This window comes from Paraburkholderia sp. TE9906 (assembly GCF_056279605.1).
In genome coordinates this window covers 41071-57550 of the sequence record NZ_JBWCCT010000018.1, presented here as the reverse complement: position 1 = coordinate 57550, position 16480 = coordinate 41071, and the positions used below count along the sequence as shown (strand labels likewise).

Below are 16480 nucleotides of genomic sequence, written 5' to 3'. Positions count from 1 at the left end.
CCTCGTGACGCTGGTGCGTGATGCGTAGCTGGGAATTGCCTCGTCGTGTCTAGACGGCGGCGGCCAGCGTGGCGTGCACCTCGGCATCGGGCGCCTGGGTGATCAGCGTCTCACCGAAACGCTTCAGCAGAATGAATTTGATCGCGCCGGCTTCGGCCTTCTTGTCGACCTGCATCAGTTCGACATAGCGCGTTTCGCCGAGCGCAGGCGCTTTGGTCGGCAAATGCGCGGCTACGATCACGTCGACGAGACGCCGGCGCGCGGCATCGTCGAGATAGCCCATGCGCACGGACAGATCCGCCGCCATCGCCATCCCGCAGCCGACGGCCTCGCCGTGCAGCCACTCGCCATAGCCGAGGCCAGCCTCGATCGCGTGGCCGAAGGTATGGCCGAAATTGAGGATCGCGCGCAGTCCGCCTTCGCGCTCGTCCTTGGCCACCACCGACGCCTTGATCTCGCACGAACGCTTGACCGCCTCGGTCAACGCCTCCGGTTCGCAGCGATTCAACGCCTCGATGTTGGCTTCGATCCAGTTGAAGAAATCAGCGTCGGCGATCGCGCCGGTCTTGATCACTTCGGCGACGCCCGCCGCCAGTTCACGCGCGGGCAGCGTGCGCAGCGCGCCGATGTCGGCGATCACCGCCTGCGGCTGGTAGAACGCGCCGATCATGTTCTTGCCGAGCGGGTGATTGATGCCGGTCTTGCCGCCCACCGACGAATCCACCTGCGACAGCAACGTAGTCGGCACCTGAATGAACGGCACGCCGCGCATATAGCAGGCCGCGGCAAAACCCGTCATGTCGCCGATCACGCCGCCGCCCAGAGCGATCAGCGTGGTCTTGCGATCGGCGCGCGAGCCGAGCAGCGCGTCGAAGATGAGGTTCAGGGTGCCAAGGTTCTTGTGCGCCTCGCCGTCCGGCAAGACGACCGTCGACACCTGCTTGCCGAGCGGCGCGAGCGCGGCGCGCAGCGTGTCGCCGTAGAGCGGGTCGACCGTGGTGTTCGTGACGATGGTGATCGAACTGCCGGCGATATGCGGCGCGAACAGCGCGGTCTGGCCGATCAGATCGGCACCGATATGGATGGGGTAGGCGCGCTCGCCCAGTTCGACGTTGACGGTAATCATACGGTCCATTATGACGCAGGATGTTTGGCGACGCCGGCCATCTCGAGCTGCATCAGAACCATGTTGACGAGTCCGTTGACCGACGGCCGGCCGGTTTCAATCACGAAATGCGCGCATTCGCGGTAGAGCGGGTCGCGCACTTCGTAGAGCGCTTCGAGGCGCGCTTTGGGATCTTCGGTCTGCAACAGCGGGCGGTTCTTGTCGCGCCGCGTGCGCAGCCACAGGTCGTGAGGATTGGCCCGCAGATAGATCACTACGCCGTTATTCTGGAGCGCCGCGCGGTTTTCCGGCCGTAGCACCGCGCCGCCGCCCGTCGCCAGCACGATATTGTCGCGCCCGGTGAGCTCGGAAATCACGCTCGCCTCGCGCTCGCGGAAGCCCGCTTCGCCTTCCATCTCGAAGATCACCGGAATGCGCGCGCCCGTGCGCGCCTCGATTTCATGGTCGGAATCGAAGAACGGGCGATCGAGACGGCGCGCAATGGCCCGGCCCACGGTGGTTTTCCCTGCCCCCATGAGACCTACAAAAAAAACATTGGCGTGTGCGTCCCGCGCTTGCAACGGTGTCCTCTGGCTAATCCGGTATGGTTCGTGCCGCAGCTTACTGGCAAAGCGGCTGCCTTGTCGAGCCTACGCGCCGCCGCTGGCGAGCGGCGGCGGCCTGCCCCTAATTTATCTGAACGACGCTCGGCGTGATGAATACCGCCAGTTCGCTACGCTGGTCGCGATGTGCCCGATTGCGGAAAAGCGCGCCCAAAATGGGTATTTTGCCCAGGACAGGGACCCGAGTCACATCGTCCCGGTCATCGGACGCGTAAATTCCGCCGATCGACACCGTACCACCATCCTCGACTTCGACGCGCGTTTGCACGTGTTTGGTGTTGATCGCGGGCCCGGCGTCGGTCTGTTCGCCGACGCTGTCCTTGGCGACATCGAGGTCCAGCACCACCCGGCCGTCCGGCATGATTTGCGGCTCGACCTCCAGTTTGAGCGTGGCCCGGCGAAACTGCACGCCCGACACGCCCTGCCCCACCTTGGCCTGATACGGCAGCTCGGTACCCTGCTCGACCACCGCCTTCATCCGATCGGCGGTGACGACCCGCGGGCTCGAGATGATTTTGCCGCGCCCCTCCGCTTCGAGCGCGCTCAACTGGATATTCAGCAGCCGCGTCGCGCCGGCTGCGAACAACGTGAGCCCAGCGCTGGCGGCGTCGAAGCCGGAAATCGGGCGGGCCGACAGATCGTAGACGGTGCCGTCCGTGCCGCCGCTCAGGCCTTTCGCCGTCCCGTCGGTACTCGTGGCCGCCAGCGAGAGCCGCACGCCGAGGTTGCGCGAAAAGCCGTGATCGCCCTCGACGATGCGCGCTTCGATCAGCACTTGGCGAGTCGGCCGGTCAACGGCAACGAGCAGCGCCGCGATCTGTTCGAGGCGCCCCGCAAGATCGGTCACGAACAGCAGATTGGTGCGCGGATCGGCGGTCACGGCGCCGCGTTTGGACAGCACGCGCTGCGTACCCGCGCCGGTCAGCAGGCGCCGCACGTCCTCGGCGTGCGCATAATGCAACTCGAAGGTGCGGCTCGCGAGCGGTTCGAGATCGGCGGCCCGCGCGTGCGCTTCGAAACGCTGCCGCTCGCGCGCGGCCAGATCCGCGACGGGTGCGACCCAGATCACGTTGCCGTGCCGCTCCATCGCGAGGTTGTTGACGTCGAGCAAGGTATCGAACGCGGTGCGCCACGGCACCTTGTCGAGGCGCAGCGAGACGGCGCCGCGCACTCGTTCGCTCGCGACGATGTTCATCCCTGTGAACTCGGCAAATGCTTTGAGCACGGCGCCAAGTTCGGCACGCTGGAAATTCAGCGAGATCGGTTTGTCGTCGGCGGCGAGGCGCGCGTCGGCTGCGCTCCTGGGTCCGTTACTCAGACGCACGCGCGGCGGCAGCGGCACCGGCGGACCTTCGAGTGCGCCGGCGTCGACGCTATCGTCGTGAGGCGCAGCGGACGGCTGTTTTGCGCCCAGCGGCACGGAGCCTTCGGCGGCAGCGGCGAAATCGTCCGTGTTGGCGCTGTAGTTGGCTGACGGCGCGGCCGTTCGCGCTGCCATAGGGTCCTCCGCCGGATTGTCGCGAAACGGATTCGGCACTTCGCCGGAAACGGCGCGCGGCAGCGGGGCTGCGCCGTACGCGGGATCGGCAGGCGCCACCGCGTCGTCGAGCGGCATGAAACCCGGCAACGGCGGCAGCAGTGGTTGCGGTGGCGTCGAAGCCTGCGCGATGCCTGCACCGAGTGCCGCGCTGATGTAAAGGCCGATGCACGTTCGAGCGCAACTATGCGCGCGAAAACCTGGAGATGCGCGAGCACCGATGCGCGCACACGTCGCAAGCCATGGCTTCGTCAGTCTTTTCGTCATGAAGCCTCCGCGAGTGCGAGCGTGCGCGTCGTATCGCCTCTCGCGAGCGTAATGCCGAGCGCGTCGAGCCGCGTCACGCGCTCGGCGCCAAGCTGCTGCCCGGATGCGACGGTGGTCGCGCCGTCTGGCGTATCGAGCAGGGCCAGGCCGTGCGTGCGATCGCGCAGCACGCCGACCAGACGCATTTGCGAGATATCGGGCAACTCGCCGGCTGCCCGCACCTGCGGTTGCACGAACGGGTCGAAGAACACGATGTCCTCGTCGTCGTCCGCGTCGAGGCTCACGTCGTCGAACGCGTGCGCGGCGTCATTCGAAGAAGCGGGCCGCAGCGCACTGAACACGCGCAGCGTCCCACTCACCGACAACGACGCGGCGTCCTGCTTGACGGTCACATCGACGGGAACGATCAGCACCGGCAAGTCCGACAGTCCGTGCAGAAACGCCATCAGGTGGACAAAGTCCGTGCGCGCGGTGAGCTGCAAAGGGCGCATGCGTTCGATGCCATCGCCACTGACCGCACCTGGCTCGAGCGCATACAAAGCGACGTTATTCGCGGCAGCCAATTCCGAGACGATGCGCACGTCGTCCGCGGAACTCCACGAGGCAGCCGGCGACACGGCGGGGCTCGCCGTGGCTTTGCGGCGCAACGAGGGCAATTGCGCAAGCGAGCGGCGCGCGTGCGCAAGACGCTGAACACTCGCGGCCAATGCCGTGCGGCTCGCCTCGACACCGCCGAGATCGGCGACGATCCAGCCATGCGCGCCCAGCCCGAACACCAGCATGGCGATCAGCAACGCGACCAGCCAGCGCCGGCGCCGGCTCCACGCAGCGAGCGGCAACCGCAACCGTTTGGTCAACTGGGCAACAGAGAATTGGGGGTTGGCCACGCCGCCCGTCCCGACAAAGATCGTACTCATTTCACACCTCCCGACGGTTCGGACTTCACAGGACGCGCCGCCGCGGCGGCAGCAACGTGGGCGGCTTTCGGCGCCGGCTCGTCCCAGCGCAGACGTGCGCCGAATTCGACCGGGCCGCTCACGCTTTCATCCGCGGGCGAGTTGCCGCGCGCCGTCGGGCGATGCAGGTCGCTCATCTCCGCGCCCTTCACGCCGTGGACCGCACTCAGGCGCTTGAGCCACTCCGCCGACGCGAGATGTCCGTGCGATGTCGCCAGCAACTCGGTTTCGTGCTCACGCTGGCGCAACTGCCGCAATACCACGCCTTCGCCAGGTTCGAAACTCAACGCTTCGAGCAGATCGAGCAGATGCGCGAGCGGCTCGGACAAGCTCGTCGCACGCGCCGCATGCTTGCGCATTTCGTCTTGCTCGCGCAGCAAGGTGGCGTGCTCTGCGAGCGGCGCGGACAATCCCGCCAGGGCGTGCTCGATCGACGCGCGCTGTGCATCGAGACGCGTCTTCTCGAAGGCCTGCCACCCGGCCAATGCGAGGACAGCGGCACACCCCGCGAGCACGGCGCCGCCCCATTCGCACGCACGACGCCGCCGCGCGAGCCGCACGTCGCGTTGCCGGTACGGCAGCAGGTTGAAACCGCCGAGCCACGGCTGCGTGAGACGCGCGGCACGCGACGGAACCGCTGCGCGCGAACCAGCCGCGCCGGAAAAGAAAAGGCCGCGCATCATTCGATCACCCCGCGCAATGCAAGCCCGAACGCGACAGCCCCCGCCGGTTCATTCAGCAACTCGTCGCTCAGCGGCCGCACGAGCCCACCCAGCACCGAGCATTCGAACGGCAACACCGTGCAGCCCAACACGTCCGCGATATCGGCCAGCGTGAAACCCACGCCGTCGAGCAGATCGACTTCGCCGCTCACCAATGCGCAGTCGAGTACGGGACCATGCACGAGATCGCGCAACGCGTCGGCGAGATCGGCATGCTCGGGCGCCGGATAACGCATTTCGCCAGCGATGGAGTCGTCCACGATGCGCCAGCCGTACACGCCGTCCGTGCCAATCCACAGCGCCACATACGGCTCGAGCGGATCGAGTTCGCGGCTCGCCGCATAGCGCATTGCGCGCAGCGCCGCATGCGGCTCGCCATCGACGGCGGAGAGCGAAATGCCGGCCGTCGCCGCGCACTCCATGCGCGCTTCGAGATGCTGGCGCGCGGTGGCGGCGATCTTCACCGAGCGAATCGGCGACGGCGTTTCATCGACCGACCAGTCGACCGCCAATGCATGCCGCTCGATTCCCGCGATGCGCTCCGCCTCGCCCATCACCGCAGGCTCCAGTGCGGCCAATGCATGGCCGCCGTCGTCCGCGCAATGGCTTTGCGCAGCGAGCCGCGCGAGCGGCACCGTGGTGGTCGATGTGGCCGATGCGGGCACCGCCATCGCGCACCGCAATGCGTGCGTCGCACACGCACGCGGCAAACCGGCAAACGCGTCGCGCAACGCACGCGCCACCGCCTGGCGGTCGGCGATCTCCGTGCCGGCCATCGCACCGGCGGCAAGCGCGACGGTGCTGACATATTCGAGATATAGCGCGCCGTGTGCGCGCGAGCGCTGACTCACCACGACGAGACGCACGTTTTGCGAACCGACGTCGATCCCGGCGCCGAAACGCTGCCGCCCTGATCGCACGGCCTGAAGCCACGAATTTCTGAACCCCATCACGCCCTCCCTCTGACTCTCGCGACGAACCATTCGAACGCGAGTGACGAGGGAGAATTGTGCGTAGACGCGCCGCCGCGCGACACTCAGCCGAATGGCTAACGTTGCGCAGCACGCGCCCTGCGTGCGATCAAAGCGACTACAGTGAAGCTACAGTGAAGTCATTCCCGCGCCCTGCGCGCAGACCTGACAGCACGTCTCGTAAGCGAGCCGAAAGCTAAAAAGCGAGGCGGCTATAATCGCGGGACTGTTTTTTGGTGCACATATGCAATCCACGTCTCCTACGTCCCCGCCGCCCGCGCCTCAGAAGCGCAAACGCCCGCTATGGCTCAAGCTCATCCTCGGCTTTTTCGGCCTGATCGTCGCGGGCATTCTGTGCGTGCTGCTGGTACTCGGCTATGCGCTCGTCGTCGCCACGCCGAATCTGCCCTCTCTCGATGCGCTGACCGACTATCGCCCGAAAGTGCCGCTGCGCATCTATACGGCCGACCACGTGCTGATCGGCGAATTCGGTGAAGAGCGACGCGACATCGTGCACATCCAGGACGTGCCCGATAGTCTGAAGAAGGCGATCCTCGCGATCGAAGACGCGCGCTTCTACGATCACGGCGGTGTCGACCTCACCGGCATCGCGCGCGCCGGCTTCGTCGCGCTGACCAACGGCCACGCGACCCAGGGCGCCAGTACGATCACGATGCAGGTGGCGCGCAACTTCTTCCTGTCGAGCGAGAAAACCTATACGCGCAAGATCTACGAGATGCTGCTCGCGTACAAGATCGAGTCGAAGCTGACGAAAGATCAGATTCTCGAGGTGTACATGAATCAGATCTATCTCGGCCAGCGCGCGTATGGTTTCGCCAGCGCGGCACGCGTGTACTTCGGCAAGGATCTGAAGGATCTGACGCTGGCGGAGTCGGCGATGCTCGCCGGTCTGCCGAAGGCGCCGTCCGCGTATAACCCGGTGGTCAATCCGAAGCGTGCGAAGGTGCGTCAGGAATACATCCTGCAGCGCATGTACGAACTGCACTACATCACTCAGGAACAATACGACGATGCCAGCAAACAGGCGCTCGTCGTCAAGGGTGCAGGCAAGGAATTCAGCGTGCACGCGGAGTACGTCGCGGAAATGGTGCGGCAGATGATGTACGCGCAGTATCGCGAAGAAGCGTATACGCGCGGCCTGAATGTCGTGACCACGATCGATTCCGCCGATCAGGACGTCGCCTACCGCGCGCTGCGCAAAGGGCTGATGGACTATGAACGCCGTCACGGCTATCGCGGTCCGGAGGCGTTCATCAATTTGCCGGCCGACGCCGGGGACCGGGAACAGGCGATCGACGACGCGCTGCTCGAACATCCGGACAACGGCGAGATCATCGCGGCAGTCGTCACCGCGGCGAGCCCGAAGCAGGTGCAGGCCACGTTCATCGACGGCAATGTCGCGACCATCGAGGGCGATGGCCTGCGCTTCGCGCAGTTCGCGCTCGGGCCGCGCGCGCAGCCGAATCAACGCGTGCGGCCCGGCGCAATCATCCGCCTCGCGAAGAACGACGACGGCGACTGGTCGATCACGCAACTACCGCAAGTGGAAGGCGCGTTCGTTTCAGTGATCCCGCAGGACGGTGCGATTCGCGCGCTGGTCGGCGGCTTCGATTTCAACAAGAACAAATTCAATCACGTGACCCAGGCCTGGCGTCAGCCGGGTTCGAGTTTCAAGCCGTTCATCTATTCGGCGTCGCTCGAAAAGGGGCTCGGGCCGGCCACCATCATCAACGACGCGCCGCTCTTTTTCAGCGCCGCCGAAACCGGCGGCCAGGCGTGGGAGCCGAAGAACTACGGCGGCGGCTTCGATGGTCCGATGACCATGCGCACCGCGCTGCAGAAGTCGAAGAACCTGGTGTCGATCCGCATCCTGAACCAGATCGGCCCGAAGTACGCGCAGCAGTACATCACGCGCTTCGGCTTCGACGCGGAGCGTCACCCGGCCTATCTGCCGATGGCGCTCGGCGCGGGTCTCGTCACACCGTTGCAGATGGCGGGCGCGTTCTCGGTGTTCGCGAACGGAGGTTACCGCGTCAATCCGTATCTGATCGCCGAAGTCACCGATCAGCGCGGCATCGTGGTGGCGCACGCGCAGCCGCTGGTGGCCGCGCAAAGCGCGCCGCACGCGATCGAGCCGCGCAACGCGTACGTGATGAACAGCCTGCTACAGAGCGTCGCCCAACGCGGCACGGGCGCGAAGACCAACGTGCTCAAGCGGACCGATCTGGCCGGCAAGACGGGCACGACCAACGATTCGCGCGACGCATGGTTCGCCGGTTATCAGCACACGCTCACGGCGATCGCGTGGATCGGCTATGACAACCCGCGCAGCCTCGGCGACAAGGAAACCGGCGGCGGCCTCGCGTTGCCGGTGTGGATCGATTACATGGGACGCGCGCTCAAAGGCGTGCCGGAATACAAGATGGCGCGCCCCGACGATGTGACCGAAGTCGGCTCGGAGCTTTACTTCGCCGACTTCACACCGGGGCACGGTTTCGTCGCCACGGTCGGCGTCAGTCAGGCGACGCTGGACGCAGAGGCGAGCGCGGCGGCCGCCGCGCCCCAACAGGTCGGCGAACAGGAAAAGCAGGACATCATGAATCTGTTCCGCGGACACTGACGGGTTGCCTGGTGTTGCCGGAAAAAACAAAACCGCCGCGCTCGAAAGATGCGCGGCGGTTTTGTTTTGGGCGTCTGATTTGCGCTACGCAGGCTCGCCCGGCGCTACCGAGCATCGAAAGTGTCGGCGCCGATGCCAACGCGAGCCCGCTAGTTACGCCGAGAAGCGAACCGGCTCACCAGCCTGCTGCGTCGCGTACTCCGACAACGCGGCGAAAAACTCGGCGCCGCTGCGCGTGTCGCGCCATTCGCCATCGACGAAACGGAAGTGAAAACCACCCGCTTTCGCGGCGATCCAGATCTCGCTCATCGGCGGTTGCAGGTTGACGATAATCTTCGTGCGATTCTCAAATTCGAGCGTCAGCACGTTGCCGCTGCGCTCGAGTTCGATGTCGGCGTCGGTGTCGTCCAGCGCGCGTTCGATGGCGGCTAGCGCGGCTTCCGCACGGGTCAGGTAATCACTATCGGACATGCTAAACTCCATCGATTATTTATTCAGGGACAGTCATGCGAGTTGTATCTCGGATGCGCGCGGCGGCGCCCGGCCGCGCGATTGTAGCGGGTTTAGCCATTCTCGCAGGTTGCGCGCTCGGTGGTTGCGGACAACGCGGTTCGCTCTATTTGCCGACCGTGCCGCCGCTTCCGGCTCCGCCGGCAACCCGCACGCAAACCCCGCCGCCGGAGAGCGCGCAACCCGCCTCGGCAAGCGCCGCTGACCTGAGCACCGTGCCGGATACCTCGGGCACACCGCTCTCGCTGGCGCCGGAAACCGAACTCGCCACGCCGCCCGCTTCCGCTGCATCCGGTACCGCCGCTCCGCTGCCTGCCTCCGCCGTCACCCCCGTTCAATAGACTTTCGCATGACTCGATCCGCATTTGACTATGTCGACGGCTTATTGCACGCCGAAGGCGTGTCCGCCGTCTCTCTCGCCGAACAGTTCGGCACGCCGCTGTACGTCTATTCGCGCGCCGCGCTCACCGAAGCGTGGAACGCGTATGCGGGCGCTTGCGCCGGCCGTCGCGCGAGCGTGCACGTGGCCGTCAAGGCCAATAGCAATCTCGCGGTGCTGAACGTGTTCGCGCGTCTCGGCGCCGGCTTCGACATCGTGTCGGGTGGCGAACTGGCGCGCGTGCTCGCGGCCGGCGGCAAAGCGGAGAACACCGTGTTTTCCGGCGTGGGCAAGAACGCACAAGAGATGCGCGACGCGCTCGCGGCGGGCGTCAAATGCTTCAACGTCGAATCGATTCCCGAACTCGATCGCCTGAACGCGGTTGCGGCGGAAATGGGCAAGAAGGCGCCGGTGTCGTTGCGCGTGAATCCCGACGTCGATGCGAAAACGCATCCGTATATCTCCACCGGGCTGAAGTCGAACAAGTTCGGCGTCGCCTTCGAAGATGCGCGCGCCACGTATCGCGCCGCCGCGGCGATGGCGAATCTGGACGTGATCGGTATCGACTGCCACATCGGCTCGCAGATCACCGAAGTCGCGCCTTATCTCGACGCGGTCGACAAGGTGCTGGAACTGGTCGAGCAGATCGAGCAGGACGGCGTGAAGATTCGCCACATCGACGTAGGCGGCGGCCTCGGCATCACGTACGACGACGAAACACCGCCGGAGATCGGCGAGTTCGTGCGCACCGTGCTCGATCGCATCGAAGCGCGCGGTCACGGCCATCGTGAAGTGTATTTCGAGCCGGGCCGTTCGCTGGTCGGCAATGCGGGTGTGCTGCTCACGCGTCTCGAGTTTCTGAAGCCCGGCGCTGAAAAGAACTTCGCCATCGTCGACGCGGCGATGACCGATCTCGCGCGCCCCGCGATGTACGAGGCGTATCACGCCATCGAGCCCGTCGTGAAGCGCGACGTGCCTGCTCATGTCTACGACGTGGTCGGCCCGGTTTGCGAAAGCGGCGACTGGCTCGGCCGCGAACGCCTGCTGGCGGTCGAACCGGGCGATCTGCTCGCGATCCGCTCGGCCGGCGCTTACGGCTTCGTGATGAGCTCGAACTACAACACGCGTCCGCGTGCGGCCGAGGTGATGGTCGATGGTACACAGGTCCATGTGGCTCGCGCACGTGAAGAGGTCAAACAGCTGTTTGCGGGTGAAGCCATCCTGCCGGCGTAAACGGTCGCATCAGCGCAACAAGATAAAAAAAGGCGATGCCGGTGCGGCATCGCCTTTTTCTATTTGCGCGCCGTCGCCGCGCACGCCGCGCGATCGTCAACGCGCCATTGACCTTCGCTCACGCAGCCAGACAATCAACCGCCATCCCAGCAGCACGACCATGATCGCGCCGTAGATCTTCGGCAGCAGCAGATCGTGCTTGCCCGCCTTCATCCACCAGAAATGCAGAATCGCGAGCGCGCCGATCGCATAGATCGCGCGATGCAGGGTCTGCCAGCGGCGTCCGAGTTTGCGCACCATCGCGCGTGGCGACGTCACAGCCAGCGCGATCAGCAACACGAAGGCGGCAAAGCCCACGGTGATGAACGGCCGCTTGCCGATGTCCTTGAAAATGGCGGCCACGTCGAACCACTTGTCGAACCAGAGGTAAGTGGTGAAATGCAGTGTCGCATAGAAGAACGTGTAGAGGCCGAGCATGCGCCGAAACCGCACCAATGCCGCGACGCCGGTGAGACGGCGCAATGGTGTCGCGGCCAGCGTGATGCAGAGGAAGACGAGCGTCCAGAGGCCCGTCGAGCGCGTGATGAATTCGATCGGATTCGCGCCGAGCCGGTCGGTCATGCCGAACAGCACGATGCGCGCGAGCGGATACCACGCCGCGATAAATACTGCGATTTTGGCCGGCACGATCCAGCGCGCGCCGCCGGCGGGCCGCTGCTTCGCCGTCGCTGCCGTCTTTGCCGCTGCGGCGGGCGTGGCCGCCGGCGCACGCGATGCGTTGCGTTCGGCGGGGACAACGGGTTGTGTATCGGAAGCCATCGTCGCGCCTCAGAAATTCTTCTTCAGGTCCATGCCTTGATACAGCGACGCGACCTGATCCCCGTAGCCGTTGAACATCAGCGTCTTGCGCTTCGGCGTGAAGAAACCGTCTTCACCGATGCGCCGTTCGGTCGCCTGACTCCAGCGCGGATGATCGACATTCGGATTCACGTTCGAATAAAAACCGTATTCGCTCGATGCGTACGTGTTCCAGCTGGTAGGCGGCTGCTTGTCGAGAAAGCGGATCTTCACCAGCGACTTGGCGCTCTTGAACCCATACTTCCACGGCACCACGATGCGCACCGGCGCGCCGTTCTGATTCGGCAGAACCTGGCCGTAGAGACCCATCGTCAGCAGCGTGAGCGGGTTCATCGCTTCGTCCATGCGCAGGCCTTCGGAATACGGCCAGTCGAGCACGGGGGTCGAGAGCCCCGGCATTTGCGACGGATCGGCCAGCGTGATGAACTGCACGTATTTGGCATTGCCGGTCGGCTGCACACGTTTGATCAACTCCGCCAGCGGCACGCCGATCCACGGAATCACCATCGACCAGCCTTCGACGCAACGCAGCCGGTACACGCGCTCTTCGAGCGGCGCGAGCTTGAGCAATTCGTCGATGTCGTACACCTTCGGGTTCCTGATTTCACCCTCGACGCTGACCTTCCACGGATGCGGCCGCAGCGTCCCGGCGTTGTGCGCGGGATCGGCTTTGTCGGTGCCGAACTCGTAGAAGTTGTTGTATGTGGTGATGTCCTTGTACGGCGTGATGCGGTCGAGCGCGACGAACCGGGTATTGGTCTTCGCCGCGAGTTTCTGCGCCTTCGGATCCGGCGACGTGTAGGCGGCCTGCGCCTCGCCGTTCCCGCCGATCAGACCACCGAGCGCTACCGCGCCGGCCGCCTGCAACACGCGCCGCCGGTTCTCGAAGACACGCTGCGGCGTGATTTCGCTGCGCGCGATGTCGTCACCGACGAGTTGCCTTCTGTCGCTTCGTTTGATCCACATCGTGCTGCTCCTTGGCGCCCCTTCGGTCTGTGCATCTTACGGGGCCATATTGATGATCGCTCGTCCGGACCTGCGTCCGCTCACCCGTAGGTACTGTGAGGACGAACACATTGGATGCAGCAAATATTCCGCCAGTCGCAAAAAAACCGCCGATGCGAAAGCACGCGGCGGTTTCTGGTCCATCCGAAGCGACGAATTTTACAGCTTGCCGTAGCTATGCAGCCCCGACAGAAACATGTTGACGCCGAGAAACGCGAACGTCGTCACCAGCAGGCCGGTCAGCGCCCACCAGGCCGCGACCGCGCCGCGCAGGCCCTTCATCAGACGCATGTGCAGCCAGGCCGCGTAGTTCAGCCAGACGATCAGCGCCCACGTTTCCTTCGGGTCCCAGCTCCAGTAGCCGCCCCACGCTTCCGCGGCCCACAGCGCGCCGAGAATCGTCGCGATCGTGAAGAACGCGAAGCCGACGGCGATCGACTTGTACATCACGTCGTCGAGCACGTCGAGCGCCGGCAGGCGGTCCGCCAGCACGCCGCGCTCTTTCGCCAGATACGCGACGGCGACCATCGCCGACAGCGCGAAACTGCCGTAGCCGATGAAGTTGGCCGGCACGTGAATCTTCATCCACCAGCTTTGCAGGGCGGGGACCAGCGGCTGGATCTGCTGCGCGTCGCGCGCGACCGAGTACCACATCAGGAAGCCGACAGCGGCACTGATCACCAGCAGCACGAATGCGCCGAGCGCGCGGGTGTTGTAGTGCTGCTCGTAGTACAGATAGAACAGCGCGGTGATCAGGCTGAACAGCACGAACACTTCGTACAGGTTCGAAATGGGAATATGGCCGACGTCCGCACCAATCAGATACGACTCGTACCAGCGCACCATCAGGCCGACGAAGCCCATCACCACGGCAGCCCAGGTCATCTTCGAGCCGATCGCCGCACCGGTCGCCGAGCGCGACAGCAGACCGATCCAGTAGAACACGGTGGCGAACACGAAGAGCGCGCTCATCCACAGAATCGCGGACTGGCTCGACAGGAAATACTTGAGGAAGAACGCGTTGTCCGCACGGCTCAGATCGCCCTGGTAAATCTGGATCGCCAGCAGCGACAGCGCCGCGATCCCCACCATCAACGGACGCACCGGCTTCCAGCGCCAGCCGAGCACGACGAAGACCGGCACCGCGCACACCAGCACCAGTTTGTCGTAGTAATTCATGAACGGGTAATAGCGCGACAGCGCGAACCCGGCACCCGCGACCATCGCGACGGCGAACAGCCAGTCGACGATACCGAGTCGCTTCAGAAACGGCCGCTCGTCATACTGCGCGACGTTGAGCGTCTCGCCCGCGAACACCTTGTCGGGCCGCGACGCTGAAGAAGAGGAAGAGGAAACCTGAGTCAAGTCCATGATCTTACCGGGTCGAATCTTGTGAGCTGGCGGACGGCGGGTCGGCGTCGCGTGGCTTGCCGGCGGCGTCGGATGTTTCGCTGAGCTTCGCGCCCAGCGCCGCGCCTACGGCGTCGCGCGTCTGCACGAACTCTTTTTCGAAGTCGAGCGTTTTACGCGCGCTCGACATCGCCATCACGACATTCGTGCCGTGATCGGTATCTTTGAGCCAGAACCAGAGGCGCCGTTCGCGGACGTAGAACATCGAAAAGATGCCTAACACGAGGAGCAGGCTGCCAAGATACACGACTTTTTTGCCCGGCGCGCGCGTCAACTGAAATACCGAAGCTTGCACCTGCTTGAAGGAGTCAAGCTGCAAGTAGACCGGCGATCCATACAGAAAGCTGTCGGATATCGCGTTGATCGAGCTCTGGACGAAGCGGCTCGCCTCCGCGCTGGCCTGCACCTCGGGCTCGCCGAGCTGCTCGCGGGACAGTTGCCACAGGTCCCACGTCGCGCCTTCCAGCATGCGCAGCAGCAGGCCCGCGGCCTTTTCCTGCTCCCCCTTCGGCACCGAATGGTCGATAAAGCCGGCAATCGCCTGGAAGCCGCCGACCGGCTGGCCGTTCGGCAGCTTGATGGCGCTGTCCGCGCCGGCAAAAAGGGTCAGCACACGTGACGCGCTTTCTTCGAGATGCTGCTGCAGTTCGGCGTTCGAACCCGGCACCGAGCGCAGCGCAAAACGGTGCGCGGCCTTGGCGCGCATGGCCGGATCCGCGAGCGTCGCGCGCAGGTTCATCCATTCCTTGACCGTGCCGCCAGTGTCGGCGGGAATGCGCAGGTAGCGGAACGGATCGTCCGGATTCAGGCGCATGCCGGCGAGGAACATTTTCTCGCCCGCGACGTCCACCGGCAGCATGTAGTTGTTGTACTCGCGCGCCTGGCCGTCCTTGTCGCGCACCTTGTACTGCACCGACGGGCCGACGTTATGCAGATCCAGCGGCTTGGAGGTCTTCGCGCCGGAGCCGAGACGCTCGTCGAACGCCTCTTTCAGCGAGCGATGCGCGGCGACGCCGCGAGCATCGTTCTGGCCGCTGCCGTTCGAGATGTTTTCGACATTGATCGCGCGGAAATCGGTGAACTCGACCGTCTGGCCGTCGGCGAGCGGCGTAGCCGTGTTGAGCGGCGCATTGCCGCCAATCGTGCCGCCGAACGGCGCGGTCTTCGCGCTCGTGCCGGACATCGGATAGGCCGTCATCTGCATCTGCGAGCCGCCGTCCTGGAAGCTCGACTGGTAGATCGACACGCCGTCATAGGTGAACGGCTTGTTCACCTCGATGCGCGCCGGCACGCGCGCGCCCGTTTTGTGATCGACCACGACGATGTCGCTCGCGAACAGCTTAGGCATACCCGTCGAGTAATAATCGACGATGAACTTGTTCAGCTCGATCGAGAACGGCAGGTCCTGGATCAGCGAGCCGTCCGGCTGGTTCAGGATAGCGGTCGACACGTGCTGCCCTTCCGGCACCCACGCGTAGCCACGGAACGTCGGGTTCGATTCGGAAAGACGATGTTCCGGCGGGATGTCGTTGATCACCGTGTTCGCGCGGATCGGCGATTTGTCGAACAGCCACATTTGCAGCTTGATCGGCAGATTGCTGTCGAGCAGGCCGCCGAGGCAGATCACGACGATCGCGATGTGAGCGGAGATGTAGCCGAACCTGGTCAATGCGCCGCGCTTGGCGGCGATCAGCGTCGCGCCCTCGGACTCACGCGTGACGAATTTGTAGCCAAGTCGCGCCGACAGTTGGGCGAGCACCGCCGAGGTCTGCGCGCGCGTGCCGTGTACCGCGAACTCGCCCTTGTGATGGAACGCGCGCAGGCTGCCTTCGCGGACTTTATCTTTCCAGCTCTTCGCGTCGGCGAGCATCTTGGGCGCGTTGCGGATCACGCACAGCGACACCGACACCATCAGGAAGCCGAGAATCAGCATGAACCACCACGAGCTGTACACCGTGTACAGGCTCAGCGAGCGGAAGATGTCCGCCCAGAACGGGCCGAACTGATTGACGTAGTTAGGATACGGATCGTCCTGCGTGAGGACGGTGCCGATGATGCTGGCGATCGACAGAATCACGAGCAGCGCAATGGCGAAACGCATCGAACTCAAGACTTCGATGACGCTGCGCAAGACCCGATTGCCCGACTTCGACTGCAAACCCGACGTGGTGACGCTCATTCAAACTCCGACTGAACAGCAAAAAAGGGTGAACGGCTGTCGTACGCGCGACGCCCTCACCCTTTTCTTGTTTGTACCGGCCTC

14 protein-coding genes are annotated in these 16480 nt (G+C 64.5%); 3 read left to right on the top strand and 11 right to left on the bottom strand.

Annotated features, from left to right (window positions below; genetic code table 11):
- Positions 1-49: 49 nt before the first annotated feature.
- The 6 genes from aroB to pilM all read right to left on the bottom strand — a co-directional run bounded on the left by aroB (position 50) and on the right by pilM (position 6160).
- Positions 50-1135, bottom strand: a complete 1086-nt coding sequence (gene aroB / locus ACZ9H4_RS32425; RefSeq protein WP_476122466.1) for a 3-dehydroquinate synthase — start codon at positions 1133-1135, stop codon at positions 50-52.
- On the bottom strand, positions 1135-1686 hold the full coding sequence (locus ACZ9H4_RS32420) for a shikimate kinase (protein ID WP_121315876.1): 552 nt from the start codon (positions 1684-1686) through the stop codon (positions 1135-1137). Before ACZ9H4_RS32420 ends, aroB begins: the two co-directional genes overlap by 1 nt.
- Before the next feature lie 106 nt (positions 1687-1792).
- On the bottom strand, positions 1793-3532 hold the full coding sequence (locus ACZ9H4_RS32415; protein ID WP_476122465.1) for a type IV pilus secretin PilQ: 1740 nt from the start codon (positions 3530-3532) through the stop codon (positions 1793-1795).
- Positions 3529-4449, bottom strand: a complete 921-nt coding sequence (locus ACZ9H4_RS32410; RefSeq protein WP_408155300.1) for a hypothetical protein — start codon at positions 4447-4449, stop codon at positions 3529-3531. The genes ACZ9H4_RS32415 and ACZ9H4_RS32410 overlap by 4 nt, the downstream gene beginning before the upstream one ends.
- On the bottom strand, positions 4446-5171 hold the full coding sequence (locus tag ACZ9H4_RS32405; protein ID WP_476122464.1) for a fimbrial assembly protein: 726 nt from the start codon (positions 5169-5171) through the stop codon (positions 4446-4448). The genes ACZ9H4_RS32410 and ACZ9H4_RS32405 overlap by 4 nt, the downstream gene beginning before the upstream one ends.
- On the bottom strand, positions 5168-6160 hold the full coding sequence (gene pilM / locus ACZ9H4_RS32400) for a pilus assembly protein PilM (protein WP_408146405.1): 993 nt from the start codon (positions 6158-6160) through the stop codon (positions 5168-5170). Before pilM ends, ACZ9H4_RS32405 begins: the two co-directional genes overlap by 4 nt.
- Positions 6161-6425: 265 nt before the next feature.
- On the opposite strand from pilM, the gene ACZ9H4_RS32395 reads away from it, so the two are divergent.
- Positions 6426-8822: a penicillin-binding protein 1A gene (locus ACZ9H4_RS32395; RefSeq protein WP_408146403.1), complete on the top strand. Its 2397-nt coding sequence runs from the start codon at positions 6426-6428 to the stop codon at positions 8820-8822.
- 153 nt (positions 8823-8975) lie between these two features.
- On the opposite strand, the gene cyaY is transcribed toward ACZ9H4_RS32395, so the two are convergent.
- Positions 8976-9293 (bottom strand): iron donor protein CyaY, encoded by a 318-nt coding sequence (gene cyaY / locus ACZ9H4_RS32390; RefSeq protein ID WP_408149884.1) that lies wholly within the window; start codon positions 9291-9293, stop codon positions 8976-8978.
- Positions 9294-9328: 35 nt separating this feature from the next.
- Here cyaY and lptM point away from each other — a divergent pair, with 35 nt between their 5' ends.
- The gene (lptM, locus tag ACZ9H4_RS32385; protein ID WP_476122463.1) at positions 9329-9673 is read left to right on the top strand and encodes an LPS translocon maturation chaperone LptM; all 345 of its coding nucleotides are present in this window, start codon (positions 9329-9331) and stop codon (positions 9671-9673) included.
- Between the two features lie 8 nt (positions 9674-9681).
- The gene (gene lysA / locus ACZ9H4_RS32380; RefSeq protein ID WP_476122462.1) at positions 9682-10944 is read left to right on the top strand and encodes a diaminopimelate decarboxylase; all 1263 of its coding nucleotides are present in this window, start codon (positions 9682-9684) and stop codon (positions 10942-10944) included.
- A 96-nt stretch (positions 10945-11040) separates the two neighbouring features.
- Here lysA and msrQ read toward each other — a convergent pair whose 3' ends face one another.
- From msrQ to ACZ9H4_RS32360, 4 genes are all read right to left on the bottom strand, one after another.
- On the bottom strand, positions 11041-11763 hold the full coding sequence (msrQ, locus tag ACZ9H4_RS32375; protein WP_408328816.1) for a protein-methionine-sulfoxide reductase heme-binding subunit MsrQ: 723 nt from the start codon (positions 11761-11763) through the stop codon (positions 11041-11043).
- 9 nt (positions 11764-11772) lie between these two features.
- Positions 11773-12768, bottom strand: coding sequence for a protein-methionine-sulfoxide reductase catalytic subunit MsrP (gene msrP / locus ACZ9H4_RS32370; protein ID WP_476122461.1), 996 nt, complete (start codon positions 12766-12768; stop codon positions 11773-11775).
- Positions 12769-12966: 198 nt separating this feature from the next.
- Positions 12967-14178, bottom strand: a complete 1212-nt coding sequence (ccsB, locus tag ACZ9H4_RS32365) for a c-type cytochrome biogenesis protein CcsB (RefSeq protein WP_408149874.1) — start codon at positions 14176-14178, stop codon at positions 12967-12969.
- 4 nt (positions 14179-14182) lie between these two features.
- A complete protein-coding gene (locus ACZ9H4_RS32360; RefSeq protein ID WP_408155313.1) occupies positions 14183-16396 on the bottom strand; it encodes a cytochrome c biogenesis protein ResB in 2214 nt (737 codons plus the stop codon).
- Positions 16397-16480: the final 84 nt, after the last annotated feature.

Bases quoted from the DNA above. Each gene is read 5' to 3' on its own strand.
- aroB (WP_476122466.1), bottom strand. From the start codon at position 1,135: ATGGACCGTATGATTACCGTCAACGTCGAACTGGGCGAGCGCGCCTAC.
- ACZ9H4_RS32415 (WP_476122465.1), bottom strand. From the start codon at position 3,532: ATGACGAAAAGACTGACGAAGCCATGGCTTGCGACGTGTGCGCGCATC.
- ACZ9H4_RS32410 (WP_408155300.1), bottom strand. From the start codon at position 4,449: ATGAGTACGATCTTTGTCGGGACGGGCGGCGTGGCCAACCCCCAATTC.
- ACZ9H4_RS32405 (WP_476122464.1), bottom strand. From the start codon at position 5,171: ATGATGCGCGGCCTTTTCTTTTCCGGCGCGGCTGGTTCGCGCGCAGCG.
- pilM (WP_408146405.1), bottom strand. From the start codon at position 6,160: ATGGGGTTCAGAAATTCGTGGCTTCAGGCCGTGCGATCAGGGCGGCAG.
- ACZ9H4_RS32395 (WP_408146403.1), top strand. From the start codon at position 6,426: ATGCAATCCACGTCTCCTACGTCCCCGCCGCCCGCGCCTCAGAAGCGC.
- cyaY (WP_408149884.1), bottom strand. From the start codon at position 9,293: ATGTCCGATAGTGATTACCTGACCCGTGCGGAAGCCGCGCTAGCCGCC.
- lptM (WP_476122463.1), top strand. From the start codon at position 9,329: ATGCGAGTTGTATCTCGGATGCGCGCGGCGGCGCCCGGCCGCGCGATT.
- lysA (WP_476122462.1), top strand. From the start codon at position 9,682: ATGACTCGATCCGCATTTGACTATGTCGACGGCTTATTGCACGCCGAA.
- msrQ (WP_408328816.1), bottom strand. From the start codon at position 11,763: ATGGCTTCCGATACACAACCCGTTGTCCCCGCCGAACGCAACGCATCG.
- msrP (WP_476122461.1), bottom strand. From the start codon at position 12,768: ATGTGGATCAAACGAAGCGACAGAAGGCAACTCGTCGGTGACGACATC.
- ccsB (WP_408149874.1), bottom strand. From the start codon at position 14,178: ATGGACTTGACTCAGGTTTCCTCTTCCTCTTCTTCAGCGTCGCGGCCC.
- ACZ9H4_RS32360 (WP_408155313.1), bottom strand. From the start codon at position 16,396: ATGAGCGTCACCACGTCGGGTTTGCAGTCGAAGTCGGGCAATCGGGTC.